Origin of the sequence: Streptomyces sp. CB02923 (assembly GCF_001905005.1) — a bacterium.
GTDB lineage: Bacteria > Actinomycetota > Actinomycetes > Streptomycetales > Streptomycetaceae > Streptomyces.
Genome location: NZ_LWKZ01000024.1, coordinates 418,450 through 439,746 on the forward strand (window position 1 = coordinate 418,450; position 21,297 = coordinate 439,746).

At 72.4% G+C, this 21,297-nt stretch carries 16 protein-coding genes and 2 pseudogenes; 10 read left to right on the forward strand and 8 right to left on the reverse strand.

Annotated features, from left to right (window positions below; all coding sequences use genetic code 11):
• Positions 1 to 7: 7 nt before the first annotated feature.
• The 3 genes from A6A06_RS25135 to A6A06_RS25145 all read right to left on the reverse strand — a co-directional run bounded on the left by A6A06_RS25135 (position 8) and on the right by A6A06_RS25145 (position 4,156).
• A complete protein-coding gene (locus tag A6A06_RS25135; RefSeq protein ID WP_073764581.1) occupies positions 8 to 655 on the reverse strand; it encodes a hypothetical protein in 648 nt (215 codons plus the stop codon).
• A 205-nt stretch (positions 656 to 860) separates the two neighbouring features.
• The gene (locus A6A06_RS25140; RefSeq protein WP_073763590.1) at positions 861 to 1,583 is read right to left on the reverse strand and encodes a class I SAM-dependent methyltransferase; all 723 of its coding nucleotides are present in this window, start codon (positions 1,581 to 1,583) and stop codon (positions 861 to 863) included.
• A 53-nt stretch (positions 1,584 to 1,636) separates the two neighbouring features.
• Positions 1,637 to 4,156 carry a SpoIIE family protein phosphatase gene (locus tag A6A06_RS25145; RefSeq protein ID WP_073763591.1) on the reverse strand — a complete coding sequence of 840 codons (2,520 nt, stop codon included), beginning with the start codon at positions 4,154 to 4,156 and terminating at the stop codon, positions 1,637 to 1,639.
• A gap of 389 nt (positions 4,157 to 4,545) precedes the next feature.
• Here A6A06_RS25145 and A6A06_RS25150 point away from each other — a divergent pair, with 389 nt between their 5' ends.
• Positions 4,546 to 5,499: a helix-turn-helix transcriptional regulator gene (locus A6A06_RS25150; protein ID WP_073764583.1), complete on the forward strand. Its 954-nt coding sequence runs from the start codon at positions 4,546 to 4,548 to the stop codon at positions 5,497 to 5,499.
• Positions 5,500 to 5,606: 107 nt separating this feature from the next.
• Positions 5,607 to 6,467, forward strand: a complete 861-nt coding sequence (locus A6A06_RS25155) for a carbohydrate-binding protein (protein ID WP_073763592.1) — start codon at positions 5,607 to 5,609, stop codon at positions 6,465 to 6,467.
• Positions 6,468 to 6,557: 90 nt separating this feature from the next.
• Here A6A06_RS25155 and A6A06_RS25160 read toward each other — a convergent pair whose 3' ends face one another.
• The 3 genes from A6A06_RS25160 to A6A06_RS25170 all read right to left on the reverse strand — a co-directional run bounded on the left by A6A06_RS25160 (position 6,558) and on the right by A6A06_RS25170 (position 10,183).
• Entirely contained in the window at positions 6,558 to 9,038 is a 2,481-nt protein-coding gene (locus A6A06_RS25160; RefSeq protein WP_073763593.1) for an MFS transporter, read from the reverse strand.
• A gap of 272 nt (positions 9,039 to 9,310) precedes the next feature.
• On the reverse strand, positions 9,311 to 9,757 hold the full coding sequence (locus tag A6A06_RS25165; RefSeq protein ID WP_073763594.1) for an SRPBCC family protein: 447 nt from the start codon (positions 9,755 to 9,757) through the stop codon (positions 9,311 to 9,313).
• Positions 9,758 to 9,985: 228 nt separating this feature from the next.
• On the reverse strand, positions 9,986 to 10,183 hold the full coding sequence (locus A6A06_RS25170; RefSeq protein ID WP_031009820.1) for a hypothetical protein: 198 nt from the start codon (positions 10,181 to 10,183) through the stop codon (positions 9,986 to 9,988).
• A 344-nt stretch (positions 10,184 to 10,527) separates the two neighbouring features.
• Between A6A06_RS25170 and A6A06_RS25180 the strand changes: the two genes are divergently transcribed.
• The gene (locus tag A6A06_RS25180) at positions 10,528 to 11,250 is read left to right on the forward strand and encodes a GntR family transcriptional regulator (RefSeq protein WP_073763596.1); all 723 of its coding nucleotides are present in this window, start codon (positions 10,528 to 10,530) and stop codon (positions 11,248 to 11,250) included.
• Between the two features lie 45 nt (positions 11,251 to 11,295).
• On the opposite strand, the pseudogene A6A06_RS25185 reads toward A6A06_RS25180, so the two are convergent.
• Positions 11,296 to 11,841, reverse strand: a pseudogene (locus A6A06_RS25185) (GNAT family N-acetyltransferase); the annotation flags it as partial.
• Between A6A06_RS25185 and A6A06_RS25190 the strand changes: the two are divergent.
• Positions 11,777 to 12,217, forward strand: a complete 441-nt coding sequence (locus tag A6A06_RS25190) for a GNAT family N-acetyltransferase (RefSeq protein WP_443333779.1) — start codon at positions 11,777 to 11,779, stop codon at positions 12,215 to 12,217. The pseudogene A6A06_RS25185 and the gene A6A06_RS25190 overlap by 65 nt on opposite strands.
• On the opposite strand, the gene A6A06_RS25195 is transcribed toward A6A06_RS25190, so the two are convergent.
• Positions 12,184 to 12,810 (reverse strand): HEAT repeat domain-containing protein, encoded by a 627-nt coding sequence (locus A6A06_RS25195; RefSeq protein WP_073763598.1) that lies wholly within the window; start codon positions 12,808 to 12,810, stop codon positions 12,184 to 12,186. The two genes, A6A06_RS25190 and A6A06_RS25195, sit on opposite strands and share 34 nt — an antisense overlap.
• Positions 12,811 to 13,301: 491 nt before the next feature.
• On the opposite strand from A6A06_RS25195, the gene A6A06_RS25200 reads away from it, so the two are divergent.
• The 6 genes and pseudogenes from A6A06_RS25200 to A6A06_RS25225 all read left to right on the forward strand — a co-directional run bounded on the left by A6A06_RS25200 (position 13,302) and on the right by A6A06_RS25225 (position 21,296).
• Positions 13,302 to 15,038, forward strand: a complete 1,737-nt coding sequence (locus tag A6A06_RS25200; RefSeq protein ID WP_242440986.1) for a 3-hydroxyacyl-CoA dehydrogenase family protein — start codon at positions 13,302 to 13,304, stop codon at positions 15,036 to 15,038.
• 136 nt (positions 15,039 to 15,174) lie between these two features.
• The gene (locus A6A06_RS25205; protein WP_199931133.1) at positions 15,175 to 15,987 is read left to right on the forward strand and encodes a TetR family transcriptional regulator; all 813 of its coding nucleotides are present in this window, start codon (positions 15,175 to 15,177) and stop codon (positions 15,985 to 15,987) included.
• A gap of 441 nt (positions 15,988 to 16,428) precedes the next feature.
• Positions 16,429 to 17,766: a crotonyl-CoA carboxylase/reductase gene (ccrA, locus tag A6A06_RS25210; protein WP_073763600.1), complete on the forward strand. Its 1,338-nt coding sequence runs from the start codon at positions 16,429 to 16,431 to the stop codon at positions 17,764 to 17,766.
• A 16-nt stretch (positions 17,767 to 17,782) separates the two neighbouring features.
• Positions 17,783 to 19,813: pseudogene (locus A6A06_RS25215) on the forward strand (protein meaA); the annotation flags it as partial.
• Complete coding sequence (locus A6A06_RS25220) at positions 19,810 to 20,769, forward strand: HpcH/HpaI aldolase/citrate lyase family protein (RefSeq protein ID WP_073763602.1); 960 nt, start codon at positions 19,810 to 19,812, stop codon at positions 20,767 to 20,769. The pseudogene A6A06_RS25215 and the gene A6A06_RS25220, both read left to right, overlap by 4 nt.
• Positions 20,770 to 20,774: 5 nt before the next feature.
• Positions 20,775 to 21,296: a MaoC family dehydratase gene (locus A6A06_RS25225; RefSeq protein WP_073763603.1), complete on the forward strand. Its 522-nt coding sequence runs from the start codon at positions 20,775 to 20,777 to the stop codon at positions 21,294 to 21,296.
• Position 21,297 lies beyond the last annotated feature (1 nt).

The window sequence follows — 21,297 nt, forward strand, 5'->3', positions numbered from 1 at the left end:
CCCGGAGTCATCCCCGTGCGGACGGGAACGGCGGCCGGTGCCGGACCTTGAAGCCGCCCTTCGCCAGGGTTTCGAAGGGCGCGCTGCTCTGGCACTTGCCGACGCTGTTCCGCGGCAGGTTGTCCATGGCCCAGCTGTAGCCGATACGGTCCTTCCCGCCGTCGTCCAGCACGGTGAAGCCGAACCGTTTGCCCTTGAGGTCACCCACCTGCGGGAAGCCCGGCGCGTCGGTGAAGCGCGACTCGGTGACGACGCCGGTGGCCACCGCGACCGGGCCGCCGGTCAGCAGGCAGTCGATACGGCCCTTGAAGTGACCGCCCCACTCCTTGCCCGCGTGGTGGCTGACGAAGAACGTGCCGTGCGCCTTGTCGGCGAGTCCGTGCGCGTCCAAGGAGATGTAGGCGTCGTCGCCCGGCTGTCGCTGGAGCTTGCCCGTGCCGGTGACCGACGGCTCGTCGGCGCTGTGGCGGGCGGGCCGGGCGGTGTGCGGGAGGGCCGCGGCCGCCCCGCCTCCGGCCGGAGCCGCCACGGCCCGGTGCGGCGCCGCCGCCCCGGCCTCCTCCGGGGCCGCCGCGCCGAGCGCCAGGGCTGTTCCGGCGCAGACGGCGAGGGCCGTGAAGGCGGCGATGAGTGGACGGCGGCGGACACGCGGCATGGGTTCCTCCTGGAACATCACCCGGCGGACGTCCCACCGGCAGCCGGATCTCCCGGCCGTTCACCACCGTGCCGCCCGCCGGTCGCGCCCCGCATCGTGCCTCGGGGCGGGCCGCCTCCGCCGTACGGGGGAAGCGGCCCGGTACCGAGGGCCGATGCGCGGGCGGCCGACGGTGCGCCGGGGGCCGGGCGAGACGCGCGGGTGGTCAGTGCGCCGCTCCCGCGACCAGCCAGTTCGTGGGGATCTCGATCCGGGAGCCGTCCGCCCGGTACTCGGTCGTCATCAGCGGCAGCCGGCCGGTGGCGATCACCCGCAGCCCGTAGGCGGCCAGCAGTCCGGGGACGACCGAGTCGGCCATCTCGCCGGGCTGGATGCCGTGCGCGAGGATGGCCCGCAGCTTGCCGGGCGGGCCCTCGGGGCTCTGCGCCAGCGAGACGAAGACGTCCTTGGACGCCTCGGCCGGTTCGACGGCGAAGATCCGGCCGCGCCGTCCCAGCAGCGTCGCGATGTTCTTCACGATCCGCGGCCGGTCCTCGGAGGCGCACTGGTGCAGGACGCCGCGCAGGTACACGTTGGCGTCGCCCAGCTCGCCGTGCAGGGCGCGTACCGCTGCCGGGTCGGCGGCGTCCAGGCGCCGGTATTCGGCCGTCCCGGACGGGTCGTCCGCGCGGGCGCGGGCGACGGCCGCCTCGGAGAGGTCGACGCCGACCGCGCGCGTCCAGCGCCCCGCCAGGAAGCGGGTCTGGGTGCCGTTGCCGCAGCCCAGGTCGACGACCGGCAGCGCGGCGTCGAAGTGGTCGGCGAAGAGCGGCAGATGCAGCTCGGCCGTCAGGGACGGGTCGGAGTCCCAGAAGACCTCGCCCTCACCGGGCGGCGCGTCCCGCCAGAAGCCTTCCCAGGCCCGCAGATAGTGGCTCGAAGCGCTCATGGCCAATTGCTACTGCCGCACGCGAGATCCCCGCAAGGCTGTTGGCCCTTCTTTCATGCACGGTTCGAGCCCGGCGTACGCCCGTCGCGCTGCCAGGAGCTTCCGGTACGGGACAGAGTCTGCTCGAACCACACCGTTTTGCCGGTCGCCGTCCGGCTCGTACCCCATTCCCGCGCGAGTCTGCTGACCACCCGCAGCCCGCGCCCGAACTCGTCGTCGTCCGCCGCACCCAGCATCTGCGGCAGGGCATGGTCGTCGTCCGCCACCTCGCACAGCAGGGCGTCCGTACGCACCAGCCGCAGCACCACATGCCGGGTGTGCGCGTGGCGGACGGCATTCGTGACGACCTCGCTGACCAGCAGCTCGGCGGTCTCCGAAGCCGGCTGCAGTCCCCACCGCGCCAGCTGGCCGCGGACCAGCCGACGGGCCCTGGCCGCCTCGCGCGCGTCGATGGCCAGCCGCCATTCGGCGACGTCATCGAGGGCGATGCCGTTGAGCCGCGCCATCAGCAGCGCCACGTCGTCCTTGCGGCCGCCGCGCACATTGAGCGCGCGGATGATGGCGTCGCAGGCGTCGTCCATGGACGCGGCCGGGTGGGCGGCGGACTCGGCGAGCGCCGCCAGGCCGACGCCTATGTCCTCGCCCCGCACCTCCACCAGGCCGTCCGTGCACAGCACCAGCCGGTCCCCCGCCGCGACGGGGACCGTGACCGCTTCGAAGGGCACGCCGCCGACGCCGACGGGCGCGCCCGTCGGCAGGTCCAGCAGCTCGCTGCGCCCGTCCGCGGCCCGCACCAGCACCGGCGGGATGTGCCCGGCGTTGGCGATCACCAGCTGCTGGCCGATCGGGTCGTAGACCGCGTACAGGCAGGTGGCGAGGTAGTTGTCGCCGAGGCGCTGCGCCAGGTCGTCCAGGCTGCGCAGCAGTTGCGCAGGGTGCATGTCGATGGCGGCCATGGTCTGCACGGCCGTACGCAGCTGGCCCATCATCGCGGCCGAGTTCAGTCCGTGGCCCATCACGTCGCCGACGACGAAGGCGGTGCGCGACCCGGGCAGTTTGATGGTGTCGAACCAGTCGCCGCCGACCCGGCCGAGGCGGGTGCCGGGCAGGTAGCGGGTGGCCGTGTCGCAGCCGGCCATCCGCGGTGCGATGTGCGGCAGCATGCTGTCCTGGAGCGTCTCTGCGACGTTCTCCTGGTAGGTGTACATGCGGGCGTTGTCCAGGACGAGGCCCGCACGGGCGGCCAGTTCGGCGCCGGTGACCCGGTCCATGTCGTTGAACTCCATCCGCTCCGGATGGCGCAGCAGGATCATGAAGCCGAGCACCACGTTGCGTGCCTTGAGCGGCACCACCAGGAGCGACCGCCGGTTGATCAGCGGGCTGATGTCGCGCTTCTCGAACTGGGCGGCAATCGCGTTGCCCAGCTCCTCGCTGATGCGCGGTATCAGCACCGGCTCGCCCGTGGTCATGCACTGGAAGAACGGTGTGTGCACCGGGAAGGGCATCGACTCGCCGACCGGCACGACATCGTCCCACCGGCCCGGCTCGTCGTTGTGCTCCACCGCGACGCGGTGCCACATCGTGGTGGCGTCCGGCGGGCCGTCGGGGAATCCCTCGCCCGCGATGACCTGTTCGCGCAGGTACGTCCCGGCGACGTCGGTGAATCGCGGCACGACGGCCTCGCTGACCTCCTGGATCGTGTGGGAGAGGTCCAGGGAGGAGCCGATCCGGCCACTGACCTCGTTCAGGAACTCCAGCCGCTCCCGGACGGCGGCGTATTCGAGGTCGGCCTCCAGCTCCGCCGCGGCGTCGGCCTGCGCGTCCGGCACGGCGCCCACCGCCCGCGGCGGCCGGGCCCGCCGCTCCACCCGGCGCGGCACGCCCCAGTCCGGGGTGACCGGGAAGCGCTCCTGCTGGCTGATCTCCAGGACCGGATAGCCCAGCTCCAGCACCTGGGAGACGATCCGGGCGCTCTCCTGGGGGCTCATGCTCGGCAGGATCTGCGGCAGTTGGGCGGCCAGCACCTCCGAGCCGGGGAAGTCGGTGTGCAGCGCGAAGCCGGGTGCGAAGCGCTCGCTCTCCTCGGTGTCCGCGTCGTCCGCGGCGCTGTGGCCGTGCAGTTGGTCGGCGTCCGCCCCCAGCACGAGCAGCCGCTCCGCGCCGGGTCCCACCAGCGGGTACGCCCACCACAGGATGTCGACCGTGCCGCGCTCCACGTCCGCCATACGGGCGCGGCCCGCGGTGGGGTAGGCGGACCGGCCGCCCAACGACGCCTCCAGATCGGGCCCGTTGCGCCGGCTCTGCGCCGGGTCCTCGTCCCAGTCCTGTGCCGACCATTCCCTCTCGCCGAGCGCCCCGGAGACCGGCATCAGATCGACGGCGGGCGTCCCCACCGCTTCCTCGCGGGCGGGGCCGAAGAGCCTGCGGGCGCCCGTACTCCAGTGGGAGACCAGTCCGTCGCCGTCCACCACCACTACGGCGAGCGGCATCCGCCCGGGCACGGGGTCCCGTGGCGCCGGCACCTGACGCGCCGCGCCCACCCTGTCGTCGCCGTGCGACGGGCCACGCTCCATGGGCGGTTGCTCCTTCGTACACCGATCTTGCACCACCGCTACCACGGTACGACCGCGGGGTGACAGCGCGGGCCGCATTCCCCGAATAGGTGGTGCGCCCCGCGCGAACGACCATGGCGCAACCCGATCGGTCGTCCCGGGCGCATCCGGCGCCCCTTTTCCACCGCGGCGCGGGGCACCGTGGGCGGCTCGCCGCCGGGTACCGGAACCAGCCGTCCCGGTCGTGGTCTTGCGGGCGCCCGTATGGTGAGGATGTGCCCAGACGGACCGAACAGGTGACCGCGGGGGCCCGCCGGACCGCCGCCCGCCGGGCCGGGCGGCAGGCGGGCCCGGCACCGGACGTCTTCGCCCCGCGCGGCGGCAACGACCGGGCCGACGGCCCCGTACCGCTGCACCGCCTCGATGTCCCCGCACCCCATCTGCTGCCCTTCGCCATCGGCTCCTTCGACACCATCGGCCCCCTCTCCCGCGCCGGTTTCCCGCACCGGCACTCCTTCCACGAGATCGTCTACGTCACGGGCGGCACCGGCACCCACGTCCTCGACGAGGACCGCCGGCCGCTGTGCCCGCCCCACCTGTGCTTCATCACACCGGGCCAGGTGCACTACTGGGACCGCGTCTCGGGCCTGCGCGGCTGGGTGATCCTGTTCACCGACGACTTCCTGCTGGCCCACCCCGGCGACCGGGACGCGCTGACGGCGCTGGGCGAACGCCCGTGGACGCGGCCCGGACCCGACGACGCGGCGCGGCTGGCCGGCCTGGTCGGCGAGATGCTGCGGGAGTACGACGAGCGGGCCCCGTCGTTCACGTCGGTGCTCCAGGCGCAGCTGCACATCCTGATCGCCCGCGCGCTGCGGATGTCCGCCCCGCGGGACACGCCGGGCCCGGCCGGCGCGTCCGGCTCCGGCGAGGCCGAGGGTCCGTCCGGCTCCCGGCGTGCGGACTTCGCGTCGGGCCGGGCCGCTCTGGTCGCGCGGGAGTTCACCCGGCTGCTGGCGCAACCGGGTTCCGCCGGCCGGTCCGTGCGGTCCTACGCCGACGAACTGGGCGTCTCCGTAGGGCATCTGGCCGAGCTGGTCAAGCGCAGCACCGGCCGGACTCCGGGGCAGCTGATCCGGCACGCGCAGACCGTGGAGGCCAAGCGGCTGCTGTCCGGTTCCGGCCTGACGGTGGCCCAGGTGGCCCGCCGGGTGGGGTTCGGCGACCCGGCGTACTTCTGCCGCTTCTTCCGCCGCGAGACGGGCCTGAGCCCCGGCGACTTCCGCCGTGCCGCGGACGGCGCCGGAGGAATTCACCATGACCTCCGCGCCGAGTCCATCGAAGCGCCGCGGCTGCCCGAATAGCGTCTGTCGCCGTCAGCCAGCCCCCGAGGCGAGGCCGGGCCCCGGCTCCTGCCACCCCCGTGTTCGGGGCCCGCCCCGCCCTTCCCCCCTGCTCACAGGAGCTCGCGATGGACGACGAACGCACAGAGAGCACAGAGAGCACAGAGTCCGGGCACGACGGCGACCGGCGCAGACGGATCAGCCGCAAGAACGTCCTCAAGGCCGCCGTCGCGGCCGTGCCGTTGCCGTTACTGCTCGGCGGCGCCGCCCTGGCCCGTGACGCCAAGCCCTCCGACGGCCCGCTCACCCCCACCCCGTACTGCGACGACGGCGACCACCCCACCCCGCCGCAGATGGAAGGCCCGTACTTCAAGCCGAACTCGCCGCTGCGGGACTCGCTGATCCAGCCCGGTACGCAGGGCACCCGGCTCACCGTGAGCGGCTTCGTCTTCGGACTGACCTGTCAGCCGCTGGCCCGCGTCCTGCTGGACTGGTGGCAGGCGGACGTCAACGGCGCTTACGACAACGTGGGGTTCCGCTTCCGCGGGCACCAGTTCACCGACGAGCGCGGCGCGTTCAAGCTCACCACGATCGTGCCGGGCCTCTACCCGGGCCGCACCCGGCATCTGCACGTGAAGCTGCAGGCACCGAACCAGCCGATCCTCACCACGCAGCTCTACTTCCCCGGCGAGCCGCGCAACAACACCGACCCGATCTTCGACCCCGCGCTGCTGATGAACGTCCGGCAGAACGGTTCGGCCAAGGAGGCGTCGTTCGACTTCGTCCTGCGGGTGCGCGGAGGGTCCACCCCGTCCCCCACCGGCCAGCCGACGACCCAGCCGCCCGGCGGCAGCTGGTCCGCCGGTACCGACTACCGCACGGGTGACCAGGTCACCTACGACGGCGCGGCGTACGCGTGCCTCCAGCCGCACACGGCGCGCGCCGGATGGGAGCCGCCGTCCGTCCCGGCGCTGTGGCGCCGTACCTGATCCGGGACGTCCGGCGATCCGGCCCGCGTACCCGGGCCGGGCAGGCCGGTGCCGGTCCCCGCGACCGGCACCGGCCGGGCGGGCGTGCGGTCAGTCCCCGTACCCGAGCTGGAGGTCGCGCTCGGTCCGGCCGCCGCCCGTGACCTGGAGGACCGTCGCCACCGGCGGATAGCCCGCCGCGACGACGGTGTACTCGCCCGCCGACAGGTCGACGAAGCGGAACAGCCCGTCCGGGCCGGTGGTCGCGGAGTCCACCACGTTGCCGGCCGCGTCCAGCAGCGTGACCCGGGCGTCCTCGACGGGGCGCCCGCCACCGGACCGTACGGTGCCGCGCAGCACCGCGCCGCCCGCCAGCTCGATGTCCTGCCGGGTCTCCCGGGACGCCTGGACGCTGACCGGCAGGGCGGCGGGACGGTGCGCGGGGGAACTCACGGCGAGGGTGTACTCGCCGGCCACCAGCTCCGTGAGGACGTAGCCGCCCTCGCGCCCGCTGCGGCCGGTGGCGACGACCTCGCCGCGCACGTCGGTGAGGGTGACCGCCGCGTCGCGCACGGGCGTGCCGTCGGCGGTGGTGACCGCGCCGGACAGCCGCCCGGCGCCGCCGAGCAGCAGGTCGAGCCCGACCGGCCGCTCGCCTGCCGTGACGGCGACCGCCTGCGGCCGGTGCCCGCCCGCCGAGGCGATCAGCACGTACGCGCCCGCGCCCGGCGCGCTCAGCGCGTACCGGCCGTCCTCGCCGGTCGCGCCGCGCGCCACCTGCCGTCCGTCGGTGCCGATGAGCGTGAGGGCCGCGCGGGGCACCGGGCTGCCGTCGCGGTGCCGGACCGTGCCGCCCATCGGGACGCCCGCCACGAACGGGTCGCCGGTGACCGGTGCGTGCGGCGTACGGTCCGGTTCCGGGCGCTCCGGCGGGGCGGGCACGGCGGCCTCGGTACGGGCCTGCGGGACGGAGACCGCGTCCTGCTGCCCGGTGTACGGGGTGATCGGGACGGATGAGAAGTGCGAGGCGTGGGACACCGGGGATTTCTCTTTCAGGAAGACGGCGAGCAGCAGGCCCAGGAGGAGCACCGGCAGGAGGTAGAGGAAGACGCGCGGCACGGTGTGGGCGTAGTGCGCTGCCGGGCTGTCGCGCAGTGCCGTCGGCAGGGCGCCCACCAGTCCCGGAACGAGTGATTCCGGCTCGGTGCCGCGCCGGGCGGAACCGGACGGGCCGTGGACGAGGTGTCCGGCGAGCCGGTCGGCGAGGAAGGTGAGGAACAGGGCCGCGCCGACGCAGCCGCCGAGCTGCCGGAGCACGGTGTGGGTACTGGAGTGGGTGTCGGCGACGGTCCCGGTACGGCGTACGGCGTCGCGTACGGCCGGTACGAGCACCGGCAGCACGCAGCCGACGCCCAGGCCCAGCGCCCCCGTCACGAGGCTGTGCACGGGCTGCCCGGCGTCCTGCGGGGCCCGGCACAACAGCCACATCGCCCCGCCCGCCAGCGCGCACCCCGTGAGCGCGAACCAGCGGCGGCGGCCGGTGCGGCGGGCGAGGTGTCCGCAGAGGACCGCGCCGAGCGCGAGACCGGCCGTCGCGGGCAGCATCAGCAGGCCGGACCGGGCCGGTGACGCCCCTTCGGACATCGGGAGGAACGTCGGCAGGTAACCGGCGGCGCCGAAGAGAGCGACGCCCAGGGCCGCGCCCACCAGCCCCGGGACGGCGAACACCGTGTCCCGGAAGAGGCGGAGCGGCAGCAGCGGGTCGGTGCCGAAGTACTCGACGGCGAGGAACATCAGGGCGGTGCCGAGCGCACCCAGCCCGAGTCCGAGGACGGTCCGCGAGGTCCAGGCGTGTTCCGTGCCGCCCCAACTGACCAGCAGCGCGAGGCAGGTGGCGCACGCGGCGAGCAACAGGGCGCCCGCCAGGTCGAGTCGGGGCCGTACGGCGGGGCCGGGCAGCCTCGGCAGGAAAGCCGTCACGAGCAGCGCGAGGAGACCGAACGGCGCGCCGAAGAAGAAGCACCAGCGCCAGGAGGCGTGGTCGGTGAGGTACCCGCCGAGCAGCGGTCCGGCCGCACAGGCGAGTCCGCACACGGCGCCCGCCAGACCCATGACCCGGCCGCGCAGGCCAGGCGGCACGAAGCCCGCGACGGCCGCCTGGACACCGATCAGCAGGCCCCCGGCCCCGGCGCCCTGGAGGGCGCGGAAGGCGGCCAGCTCGCCCATGGAGTGCGACCGGCCGGCCAGCACCGAGCCCGCGGTGAACAGGAGGGCGGCGAGGGCGAGGGCGGTCCTGCGGCCGAAGACGTCGCCCAGCTTGCCGTGCAGGGGCAGACCGGCCGCGGCGGCGAACAGGTACGCGGTCAGCACCCAGGACACCGTGTCCGGGCCGCGCAGGTCACCGGCGATCCGCGGGAGGGCGGTGACGGCGGCCGTCGCGCCGAGGGCCGCGGGCAGCAGGGCCGCCAGCAGGCCGAAGAGGAGCACCGACGCCCCGCGGGGGCCCGGGGGCCCGCCGTCGTCCGCCCAGGCCGGCCGGACATCCGGTGCCGCCGCCCATCGCCCCTGTTCGGTCAGGGTGGTACCGCCCACGTAGTGCTCCCCATCGTCACGCCTGCGCCGCCGCCCCTTTCTCGCACCGGGCGACGGCGGCGTTCAAGCGCGGCAGGAGGCAGCGGACGGGAGGACGGGGGGCTCAACTGCGGTGCCGGGGGCGCCCGTCGGGCGCCCATCAGGCGTTTCCCGGAGGTGGCGGTACGTTCCGGCACGGACGGCGGGCCGATGGAAACCACCCGAACCAGTGAGCGTCGCCGCGGCCCTACAGGGGGCCGCGGCGAGGCCCTGCCCCTCGACGGGGAGCCGGGCTACTTCTTCTCCATCTCCGTGGCGAGGTTGGCGAGCACCGCGTCGTGGATACGGCCCAGCCCCTTGGGCGCGAAGGTCCGCTCGAAGAAACCGCCGATGCCGCCCGCGCCCTGCCAGGTGGAGGTGACGACGACGTTGGCGCGGCCCTCGCCCGCCGGGGTGACCACCCAGGTCGTCACCATGGAGGAGTTGCGGTCCTTCTCCACCAGCTGCCCGTCGGTCGGCTCGTCGACCTCCAGCAGGCAGTCGCGCACCCGCTTGCTCGTGGCCTGGAGCTTCCAGTGGACGAGGGTGCCCTTGCCGTCGCCGCCCTCGCGCACCTCGTACTCGCTGTAGTGCTCGGTCAGCAGCTTTCGGCGGGTACCGCCGTAGTCGGCGAGCGCGTCGAACACGTCCTCCGGGTCCGCCGCGATCTCGCGCTGCGTGGTGGCCTCGACCTGGCCCATGTGTCTCTTCCTCCGGTGCTCGTCTGCTGTGCCCGCGACCGCGGGCCGTACCGGCGCCGCGCCGCAGTGGGCACCACCTTAGGCGGGCTCCGGCCTCCCGGACGCCGCGGCCGGACCCGGGGGCTGCCGGTCCGGCGGCGCTCCGGAGGCGGCGTGACAGAGCTCGTGCGAACTAACATTCTATTATCGCGTCCGGATCGAGCTTCCGGGGCCCACGGCGTCAGCGGCTCAGGCCAGGTTCACCGCGCCGGGCGGAACCAGCCACTCGCGTCCCCCGCCTTCCGGCCGCAGAAAGGCAACCGTCTGCGCAGGGCACCCGCTCGGACGGACGGTGGGGTCCCGGTAGCCCTCGATCACGTCACACAGGACGCCGACGCGCCCGGCGTCGTCCTGGACCCGCTTGCCGATGTCTTCCGGTGTGACCATCAGTGCCCCTCAAGGTGTCGCCGCAAGTAGACGTTGCAGTCGGTCACGGCCGTTATGTCGCCGACGGCGCGCGCACGATTCCGCACGGCGACAAGCTCCGCGCACCCCGCGCACCCCGCAACCGGAGTCGGCTCCACGTCGAAGCGCAGCGGCAGTTCAACCGGCGCGGACGGGTATGTCTTCGGATCACTCATGACACGTCGCCTCGAAACGTCTTGCGGCCGACCCCTTTCGGTCGGTGCTCTAGTTCAGTATCGGAGTGACCGAAGCACTCTCGCTACGGTTACCGGTGCACTAGTGTGCCGATACCGATAGAGCGTCAACTCGACCGAGAGGCACGCCGCATGGCCAGTCCCAAGACGTTCACGAAGATCGCCGATCACTTCCGGGAGCGCATCCTGTCGGGGGAGCTCGAACCCGGCGCACAGCTACCGACCAACCGAGAGATCGCCGGGCAGTGGCAGGTGGCAGCCGCCACCGTGTCCAGGGCCCTGCAAGCCTTGCAGGTCGAGAACTACATCCGGACCACCCCCAGGGGCACCTACGTCGCCGACGACCCCAGGTGGGCGCTCTCAGCACGTGACCGGCTGGCCCGCGTCCAACGGGTCAAGTCGTTCCTGGCGGAGGGCGAGACGAGCCGGGTCACCGCTGCCGGGCTGGTTGCCCCGCCGTTGTACATCGCCGAGATCTTCGACCTCGGCGCCGGAGATCAGGTCGTGCGCCGGGAGTGGCTCGCCGGCCGGGGAAAGACCCGGACCGTGTTCGCCGTGACGTGGTACCCGGCACCGTTCGCCGCCCTGGTGCCGGACTTGCTGAACACGGCTCCGGGACGGAACCAAGGGCTGACCGCGCGGGTCCTGGAAGCCACCGGGCGCACCATCACGCACGCCAGGGACGACATGCACGCCCGCAACGCCGACGCACGGGAGGCCGGCGCTCTCGGGCTCGCGGTGGGTTCTGCGATCCTGGCGGGCGCTCACAGGTGGTCGGACGCCGAAGGAGTCATCGAGTACGGGGAGTGGTGCCTGCCGCCACGGTTCACGATCGGTTACGAGTACCAGTCCTGAACCCGTACGCGGGCCGTGCTGCCAGCACGTTCCGGCCCTCGTATCTCAGCGGTCCCGATACCGGTCCCGGACCTCCGGCAGTCGCCGGAAACCGGCCGACATGTAGGTGGCGAGGGCACCCACGTTGGAACTCGGCGTGCACACGACCGCGCTCGACGAGCCGAGCTGCCGGAGTGCGGCTGCCGCGGCGGCGGTGATTGCCTTGCCGTAGCCGCGACCGCGATGTTCCCGGTGCACGCCCATCGGTTCGAGCAGCCCTGGTTTTCCCGGGCCGGCCGACCACACCGTTACCGCCGCCACCGCCTCGCCCCGGTCGCCGTACGCGATCAGGCAGCGGGCGTCGGCGTACGGCGTTCCGGCCGCCATCACGTGCCAGTTCCCGTCCGTGAACGTCGACCCGTCGAACGCCGCCCGCTGCACGGCGGCCCGTACGGACGCCTGCTGCGGCCCGGCCACCTCGATCCGTACGCCCGGGTCCTCGACCGGCTGCGTGAGGTCGCGGCGCAGCGGTGTCCACGGCTCGTCGGTGCGCCAGCCGTCCTCGGCCAGCAGGGCGTGGAGCAGCGCGTCCGCCGGTGCGTCGACGTGCGCCTACCCCGCCGACGGAGCACCACCGGGCCCGGCGCCCGAAGGAGCACCGCCGCTCCCTGCGTCCGAAGGCGAGCTGTACGCCCTCTATCTGCCTCCGGAGCACATCGGCACGGGTATCGGGCGCGCCTTGATGGACGCCTGCCTGGCGCGCGCCGGGCGGAACGGTTTCCGTGCGCTGTGCCTGTGGGTGCTCAAGGGCAACGCGCGCGCCCGGCGCTTCTACGAGTGCGCCGGGTTCCGGGCCGACGGCGCCGAGGAGGCGGACGAGGTCGCGGGCGTCGCCGTGCCCGAGGTGCGCTACCGGCGGCCCCTCCCGTCCGCCGGTGAGCCCTCGGCAGGCACTCAGGACCCCGCCCGCTCCCCCGGCTCCTCCTGAACGCCCAGGCGGGCCAGGGAGGCCGCCGCGGCGGCGGCCAGGCGGGGGTGGTCGCGGGCCGCGGTGAGGACGGGGACCGCGCGGCGGTCGCCGAGGGCTCCCAGGCCCTCCACGCAGGCGAGCGCCACCCGCCAGTACGGGTTGTGCGGGGTGAGCAGGCGTTCCAGGGTGGCGATCAGGGCGGGTACGGATTCGGGGGCGCGGAGTTCGGCGAGCAGGCGGACCGGGTGCAGGGCGTAGGCCGTGCGCAGCGGATTGGTGGCGAGTGCGGCGGCGGCGCGGGCGGTGCGCGGGTCGCCGAGGCGGCCGAGGGCGTGGGCGGCGGTGGCGCAGCGGACCGGGTCGCGGTAGTTGAGGAGCAGGACGAGCGTCTCGAAGGCGCGGCGGTCGCCCGCGGTCCCCAGGATGAACGCGGCGATCTCGCGGGCCCACAGCGGGCGCTCGACGGCGGTGAGCATCCGGGCCAGTTCCTCGCGCCCGGCCGGGGTGTTCTTGCGTGCCAGTCCGAGGAGCCGCTCGTAGGCGACGAGGTCCTGCGGGGAGCGGAGTTCGGCACGCACCCGGTCCGTCAACTCATGGAATTCGTCTTCCATTTGCCACTCCCCTCCGGCGGATTTCTCACGGTACGTCCGACGTGGCCCGGGCCACAGCCTAAATCCCCGCGCCACCCCTGGCGCTCCTGGTTACCGGCGAGTTAATGTGCTGGGCACGGGCAGTACCCCTGTCCGGGCGGCCTGGTGACGCAGCCGCCACAGCGTGCAGTCGGTTCGGCGTCCAGCACGACGCTCACGGCGCGGCCCCGGGACAGGGCCCGCCGCAGCAACACCGCCCCGTACATGCCGTTCGCGCATGTGCCCGGCCCTCCTCAGTCGTCACTTCCCGCCTGCGCACACGGGCCCCCGCTCCACGGGAACCCCTTCGCACGGGATCCACTCTCTGGAGTCTCGCGATGGACCGTAAGTCCACCCCTGACCTCTCAACCGATGTCTCCGCTGTCCCCAAGGTCTCCACCTCCTCCACCGGCTCTTCGCCTTCCGGCGCGCCCCAGGCCCTTGCCACCGTGGCCGTCGTCGGCCTCGGCACGATGGGCACCGGCATCGCCGAGATCCTCACCCGTGCGGGCCGCGAGGTGATCGGCATCGACATCGACGACGCCGCTGCCCGCCGGGCCGTCGCCGCCCTGGAGGCGTCCACCGCGCGGGCCGTGCGCCGGGAGCGCGTCACCGAGCGCGAGCGGCAGGACGTGCTGGCCCGGTTCCGTACGTTCCGCGATCTCCAGGCCGCCGCCGAGGCGGATCTCGTCATCGAGGTGGTGCCGGAGGAGTACGAGCTCAAGCGGCAGGTCTTCGCCGCCCTGGACGGCATCGTGCGGCCCGGCACCATCCTCGCCACCGGCACCAACGCGCTGTCCGTGACCCGGCTGGCCGCCGACTCCGCACGCCCCGAACGCGTCCTGGGCCTGCACTTCTTCAACCCGGCGCCCGCCATGAAGCTGGTCGAGGTGGTCTCCTCCGTCCTGACCTCGCCGGTCGCCGTCACCGCGGTCACCGAGCTCGCCCGCGAGCTGGGCAAGGACCCGATCGCGGTCGGCGACCGGCCCGGCTTCGTCGCCGACGGGCTGCTGTTCGGCTACCTGAACCAGGCCGCCGCGATGTACGAGTCCAGGTACGCGACCCGCGAGGACATCGACGCCGCGATGAAGCTGGGCTGCGGCCTGCCCATGGGGCCGCTGGCGCTGCTGGACCTGATCGGCGTGGACACCGCGCGCACGGTCCTGGAGGCCATGTACGCCGCCTCCCACGACCGGCTGCACGCGCCCGCGCCCATCCTCGGCCAGCTCGCCGAGGCGGGGCTGACCGGCCGCAAGGCGGGCCGCGGCTTCTACACGTACGAGACGCCGGGCAGCGCGGTGGCCGTGCCGGACGGCCGGACGCCCGGCACGGCCCACGACCTGGCGGCCGGGCGTTCCGTGCGCAGTGTCGGGGTGGCCGGTTCCGGGACGATGGCGAGCGGGATCGCCGAGGTGTTCGCCAAGGCCGGGTTCCGGGTGGTGCTGGCCGCCCGCAGCCTGGAGAAGGCCGAGACGGCCAAGGCGCGTATCGCCTCGTCCCTCGCCCGCTCCGTCGCCAAGGGGCGGCTGACGGCCGAGGCGCGCGAGACCGCGCTCGCGGCGGTCACCGCGGCCGGGTCGCTGGAAGCCTTCGCCGACGTGGACCTGGCGGTGGAGGCGGTGGCCGAGGACCTGGCGGTCAAGCAGCAGCTGTTCGCCACGCTGGACAAGGTGTGCAAGCCGGGCGCCGTGCTGGCCACGACGACCTCCTCGCTGCCCGTGGTGGCCTGTGCGCGTGCCACGTCCCGCCCGCAGGACGTCGTCGGGATGCACTTCTTCAACCCGGCGCCCGCCATGAAGCTGGTGGAGGTGGTGCGGACGGTGCTGACCGCGGACGACGTGCACGCGACGGTGCGCGCGGTGTGCGCCCGGGTCCGCAAGCACCCGGTGGACTGCGGCGACCGGGCCGGGTTCATCGTCAACGCGCTCCTGTTCCCGTACTTGAACAACGCGGTCAAGATGGTCCAGGAGCACTACGCGACCCCGGACGACATCGACGCCGCGATGAAGCTGGGCGGCGGCTACCCGATGGGCCCGTTCGAACTGCTGGACGTGGTGGGCCTGGACGTGTCGCTGGCCATCGAGAAGGTGCTGCACGCCGAGTTCCGCGACCCCGGCCTGGCGCCGGCGCCGCTGCTCGAACACCTCGTCGCCGCGGGCTGCCTGGGCCGCAAGACCGGCCGCGGCTTCCGTGAGTACGCCCGGCGCTGACGCGTGGCGGACGGCCCGGCCGGCGGGCGGCGGATGGGGCGGGCTGCTGGAACCCTCCGGCGGCCCGCGCCCGCGCGAAGGGACCCGTGCGACGGCTGATGCCGCAGGCAGCGGGAATATGCAGTACCGTCCCCACATGTCCCAGCCCGCCCGTACGCAGTCGTCCGACGGATCCGAAGCCCCCACTCCCGGCACCCGCAGGGCCGCCGCCCAACGCCTGAAGATGCGCCGCGAACTGGCGACCGCCGCGATGGAGCTCTTCGCCGCCAAGGGCTACGAAGCGACGACGGTCGACGAGATCGCGGCCGCGGCCGGCGTCGCCCGCCGCACGTTCTTCCGCCACTTCCGCTCCAAGGAAGAGGCGATCTTCCCGGATCACGACGACACCCTCGTACGGGCCGAGTCCGTCCTGGACGCCGCGCCGCCGCACGAGAACCCGCTCGACACGGTCTGCCGCGGCATCAAGGAAGTCATGCGGATGTACGCGGCGTCCCCCGCCGTCTCCGTGGCGCGCTACCGGCTGACCCGCGAGGTCCCCACCCTCCGCGAGGCCGAGATCGCCTCGGTGGCCCGCTACGAACGGCTCTTCACCCGCTACCTCCTCGGCCACTTCGACGAGGGCGCCCACCACGAGGGCGACGACGACCCGCTGCTGGCCGAGGTCGCCGCCTCGGCGGTCGTCACCGCGCACAACCACGTCCTGCGGCGCTGGCTGCGGGCGGGCGCCGAAGGAGACGTGGAGGCGCAGCTCGACCACGCCTTCGGCATCGTCCGCGCCACCTTCGGCACGGGGATCGGCGTGGGCCGCGGCCTGGCCGGGGACAGCCGCCAGGAGCCCCCGGCGCGGGCGGCGAAGCAGGGCGAGGTGCTGGTGACGGTGGCCCGTACGGACGCCCCGCTGGACGAGGTCATGCGCACGATCGAGAAGGCGCTCAAGCAGCGGTCCTAGGTATCGACGCCCTGGCACCGGGGGTGGCGTATGCCACGCCCGGTGCCAGGGTTGTGTACGTTGCCCGCCCTCCCAAAGGGCGACATTTCACCATTTGACATAGACACCGGTCCGCTCATGCGTGCCCCCCAGGTGACATCTGAGAGAAATTGTTGGCACTCAGTGTCTTGTCGACTGGCACGCGGTGTCATACGTTGATGTTGTCCGGGCGGCCGGCACACGGCGGCACCTCCCAGCGACAGCTGGGGAGAACCACCGCGCGCCGGCTGTCCCAGCAGGCCACTCGCGCCTGCCCGCCCGGACGCCTGCGTCACAGGCACCCTCACCGCGCTCACCAGCGCTGCCGGAACACCCCTCAGCCGAACCGACGGCATCGCCTCTGCACCACCCCCGACGTTCCCTCAAGCCGTTTCCCTCGACTGGCTTCGCCGGAGGCACACCGTGAACCAGATACTTGACGCGATCCTCGCGCCAGAGAGCACCCGCGAAGACTTCGCCGCTCTGCCCCTGCCCGACTCCTACCGCGCGGTGACCGTGCACAAGGACGAGGCCGACATGTTCGACGGCCTCCCCACCAAGGAGAAGGACCCCCGCAAGTCGCTGCACATCGAAGAGGTCCCGGTGCCCGAACTGGGGCCGGGCGAGGCCCTGGTGGCCGTCATGGCCTCCTCGGTCAACTACAACAGCGTCTGGACCTCGATCTTCGAGCCGATGTCCACCTTCGGCTTCCTGGAGCGCTACGGCAAGCTGTCGCCGCTCACCAAGCGCCACGACCTGCCGTACCACGTCATCGGCTCCGACCTGGCGGGCGTCGTGCTGCGCACCGGGCCCGGCGTGAACTCCTGGAAGCCCGGCGACGAGGTCGTCGCGCACTGCCTGTCCGTCGAGCTGGAGTCCGCCGACGGCCACAACGACACGATGCTCGACCCCGAGCAGCGCATCTGGGGCTTCGAGACCAACTTCGGCGGCCTCGCCGAGATCGCGCTCGTCAAGTCCAACCAGCTGATGCCCAAGCCGGACCACCTGAGCTGGGAGGAGGCGGCGGCTCCGGGGCTGGTCAACTCCACCGCGTACCGCCAGCTGGTCTCCCGTAACGGCGCCGGGATGAAGCAGGGCGACAACGTGCTGATCTGGGGCGCCAGCGGCGGACTCGGCTCGTACGCCACGCAGTTCGCGCTGGCCGGCGGCGCCAACCCGATCTGTGTGGTCTCCAGTGACCAGAAGGCGGAGATCTGCCGGAAGATGGGCGCCGAGGCGATCATCGACCGCAACGCGGAGGGGTACCGGTTCTGGAAGGACGAGCACCACCAGGACCAGCGCGAGTGGAAGCGGTTCGGCAAGCGCATCCGCGAGCTGACCGGCGGTGAGGACGTGGACATCGTCTTCGAGCACCCGGGCCGCGAGACGTTCGGGGCGAGCGTGTACGTCACGCGCAAGGGCGGCACCATCGTCACCTGCGCCTCCACCTCCGGCTACACCCACGAGTACGACAACCGCTACCTCTGGATGTCGCTCAAGCGCATCGTGGGCTCGCACTTCGCCAACTACCGCGAGGCGTGGGAGGCCAACCGCCTGATCGCCAAGGGGAAGATCCACCCGACGCTGTCCAAGACGTACACGCTGGAGGAGACCGGGCAGGCCGCCTACGACGTGCACCGCAACCTCCACCAGGGCAAGGTCGGCGTGCTCGCGCTCGCACCCGCGGAGGGCATGGGCGTGCGGGACGAGGAGAAGCGCGCCCGGCACATCGACGCCATCAACCGGTTCCGGAACGTCTGATCCGGACGGACGGACCCCGAGAGTACGGACCAACATGACCGAACGTCACAAGGATCGTCCGTGGCTGATGCGGACCTACGCCGGGCACTCCACCGCGGAGGCGTCCAACGAGCTCTACCGGCGCAATCTCGCCAAGGGCCAGACGGGCCTGTCGGTCGCCTTCGACCTGCCGACGCAGACCGGTTACGACCCGGACCACGTCCTCGCCCGCGGCGAGGTCGGCCGGGTCGGGGTCCCCGTCTCGCACCTCGGCGACATGCGCCGGCTGTTCCAGGACATCCCGCTGGAGCAGATGAACACCTCGATGACCATCAACGCCACGGCCATGTGGCTGCTGGCGCTGTACGAGGTCGTCGCCGAGGAGCAGGGCGCCGACATCGCCAAGCTGTCGGGCACCACGCAGAACGACATCGTCAAGGAGTACCTCTCGCGCGGGACGCACGTCTTCCCGCCGGGGCCCAGCCTGCGGCTGACCACCGACATGATCACGTACACGGTGGCGCACATCCCCAGGTGGAACCCGATCAACATCTGTAGCTACCACCTGCAGGAGGCGGGCGCGACGCCGGTGCAGGAGATCGCGTACGCGATGAGCACCGCCATCGCGGTGCTGGACGCGGTACGCGACTCGGGGCAGGTGCCGCCGGAGAAGTTCGGTGACGTGGTCGCGCGGATCTCCTTCTTCGTCAACGCCGGGGTCCGGTTCGTCGAGGAGATGTGCAAGATGCGGGCCTTCGGCCGCATCTGGGAGCAGGTCACCCGCGAGCGGTACGGCGTCAAGAACCCCAAGCAGCGCCGCTTCCGCTACGGCGTGCAGGTCAACTCGCTCGGCCTGACCGAGGCGCAGCCGGAGAACAACGTCCAGCGGATCGTCCTGGAGATGCTGGCCGTCACCCTCTCCAAGGACGCCCGCGCCCGCGCCGTCCAGCTCCCGGCCTGGAACGAGGCGCTGGGCCTGCCCCGGCCGTGGGACCAGCAGTGGTCGCTGCGCATCCAGCAGGTGCTGGCCCACGAGTCGGACCTGCTGGAGTACGAGGACATCTTCGCCGGGTCGCACGTCATCGAGGCCAAGGTCGGCGCCCTGGTCGAGGAGTGCCTGGCGGAGATGGCCCGGATCGAGGAGATGGGCGGGGCGATGGCCGCCGTCGAGTCCGGCTACCTGAAGTCGCAGCTGGTCTCCTCGCACGCCGAGCGGCGGGCCCGGATCGAGGCGGGCGAGGAGAAGATCGTCGGCGTCAACTGCTACGAGTCCACCGAGCCGAACCCGCTCACCGCCGACCTGGACACGGCCATCATGACCGTCGACCCGGACAACGAGGCGGGCGTGGTGCGGGCGCTGCACCGGTGGCGGGACGACCGCGACGAGGCGCGCGCGCAGGAGTCCCTGTCGGCGCTGAAGAAGGCCGCGGCCGGTGACACGAACCTGTTCGCCGCGACCCTGGAGTGCGCCCGCGCGGGGGTGACCACCGGCGAGTGGTCCTGGGCCCTGCGGGACGTCTTCGGCGAGTTCCGGGCGCCGACCGGCGTATCGGGCGCGCCGCTCGCCGTCACCGCGGAGGCGGGCACCCCGCTCGCCGCGGTCCGCGCGAAGGTCGAGCGCACCGCCGCCGACCTGGGCTCCGGACGGCTGCGGCTGCTGGTCGGCAAGCCGGGGCTGGACGGCCACAGCAACGGCGCGGAGCAGATCGCCGTACGGGCCAGGGACGCCGGCTTCGAGGTCGTCTACCAGGGCATCCGGCTGACGCCCGAACAGATCGTCACGGCGGCCGTCTCCGAGGACGTGCACTGTGTGGGCCTGTCGATCCTGTCCGGCTCGCACGCCGAGCTGGTGCCGGACGTGCTGCGGCGCCTGCGCGAGAGCGGCGACAGCGACATCCCCGTCATCGTCGGCGGCATCATCCCCAACGCCGACGCGGCGGCCCTCCGGGAAGCCGGAGTGGCGGCCGTGTTCACCCCGAAGGACTTCGGTATCACGGAGATCATCGGCCGTATCGTCGACGAGATCCGTACCGCGAACAAGCTCGACCCCTTGGAGGTCCCCGCGTGACTGTCAACCGCCTTCGCCCCCGCCGTTCCTGCCTCGCCGTCCCCGGCAGCAACCCGCGCTTCCTGGAGAAGGCCCAGGGCCTCCCCGCCGACCAGGTCTTCCTGGACCTGGAGGACGCCTGTGCGCCGCTGGCCAAGGAGGGCGCCCGGCACACCATCGTGGAGGCGCTGAACAACGGCGACTGGTCCGGCAAGACCCGCGTCGTGCGGGTCAACGACTGGACCACGCACTGGACGTACCGGGACGTCATCACCGTCGTCGAGGGCGCCGGGGCCAACCTGGACTGCATCATGCTGCCCAAGGTCCAGGACGCCGAGCAGATCGTCGCGCTCGACCTGCTGCTCACCCAGATCGAGACGACGATGGGCTTCGAGCCCGGCCGGATCGGCATCGAGGCGCAGATCGAGAACGCCAAGGGCCTGGTGAACGTGGACGCCATCGCCGCCGCTTCGCCGCGTCTGGAGACCATCATCTTCGGCCCGGCCGACTTCATGGCCTCCATCAACATGAAGACGCTGGTCGTGGGCGAGCAGCCGCCCGGGTACGGCGCGGACGCGTACCACTACATCCTCATGCGCATCCTGATGGCGGCCCGCGCCAACGACCTCCAGGCGATCGACGGCCCCTACCTCCAGATCAAGAACGTGGACGGCTACAAGGAGGTCGCCGGGCGCGCCGCCGCGCTGGGCTTCGACGGCAAGTGGGTGCTGCACCCCGGTCAGGTCGAGGCGGCCAACGAGGTCTTCTCGCCGTCGCAGGAGGACTACGACCGTGCCGAGCTGATCCTCGACGCCTACGAGTGGCACACCTCCGAGGCGGGCGGCAAGAAGGGCTCCGCGATGCTCGGGGACGAGATGATCGACGAGGCCAGCCGCAAGATGGCGCTCGTCGTCAGCGGCAAGGGCCGCGCCGCCGGTATGACCCGTACGTCGAAGTTCGAAGCCCCGGAGGCGTGAGCGCGATGCAGTTCGGCCGTACCTATGAGGAATTCACCGTCGGGGACGTCTACAAGCACTGGCCGGGAAAGACGGTCACGGAATACGACGACCACCTCTTCTGTCTGCTCACGATGAATCACCATCCGCTGCACATGGACAGCAACTATGCGGAGCACACGACCGACTTCGGCAGGAATGTCGTCGTCGGCAACTACATCTACTCCCTGTTGCTGGGTATGTCGGTCCCGGATGTGTCGGGCAAGGCCATCGCGAATCTTGAAATCGAGTCGCTGAAGCATGTGGCGCCGACTTTCCACGGGGACACCCTCTACGGCGAGACGACGGTGCTCGACAAGACACCGTCGAAATCCAAGAGCGACCGCGGGATCGTGTACGTGGAGACCAAGGGCTACAAGCAGGACGGCACCCTGGTCTGCGTCTTCCGGCGCAAGGTGATGGTGCCCACCGCCACGTACGTCAAGGAGCGCGGGGGTGAGCAGCCGGGCCGCCCCGAGCTGCGGGAACCGGCCCGGAAGGGGAAGTGAC

Bases quoted from the DNA above. Each gene is read 5' to 3' on its own strand.
- A6A06_RS25135 (WP_073764581.1), bottom strand. From the start codon at position 655: ATGCCGCGTGTCCGCCGCCGTCCACTCATCGCCGCCTTCACGGCCCTC.
- A6A06_RS25140 (WP_073763590.1), bottom strand. From the start codon at position 1,583: ATGAGCGCTTCGAGCCACTATCTGCGGGCCTGGGAAGGCTTCTGGCGG.
- A6A06_RS25145 (WP_073763591.1), bottom strand. From the start codon at position 4,156: ATGGAGCGTGGCCCGTCGCACGGCGACGACAGGGTGGGCGCGGCGCGT.
- A6A06_RS25155 (WP_073763592.1), top strand. From the start codon at position 5,607: ATGGACGACGAACGCACAGAGAGCACAGAGAGCACAGAGTCCGGGCAC.
- A6A06_RS25165 (WP_073763594.1), bottom strand. From the start codon at position 9,757: ATGGGCCAGGTCGAGGCCACCACGCAGCGCGAGATCGCGGCGGACCCG.
- A6A06_RS25170 (WP_031009820.1), bottom strand. From the start codon at position 10,183: ATGGTCACACCGGAAGACATCGGCAAGCGGGTCCAGGACGACGCCGGG.
- A6A06_RS25180 (WP_073763596.1), top strand. From the start codon at position 10,528: ATGGCCAGTCCCAAGACGTTCACGAAGATCGCCGATCACTTCCGGGAG.
- A6A06_RS25195 (WP_073763598.1), bottom strand. From the start codon at position 12,810: ATGGAAGACGAATTCCATGAGTTGACGGACCGGGTGCGTGCCGAACTC.
- A6A06_RS25200 (WP_242440986.1), top strand. From the start codon at position 13,302: ATGGGCACCGGCATCGCCGAGATCCTCACCCGTGCGGGCCGCGAGGTG.
- A6A06_RS25205 (WP_199931133.1), top strand. From the start codon at position 15,175: ATGTCCCAGCCCGCCCGTACGCAGTCGTCCGACGGATCCGAAGCCCCC.
- A6A06_RS25225 (WP_073763603.1), top strand. From the start codon at position 20,775: ATGCAGTTCGGCCGTACCTATGAGGAATTCACCGTCGGGGACGTCTAC.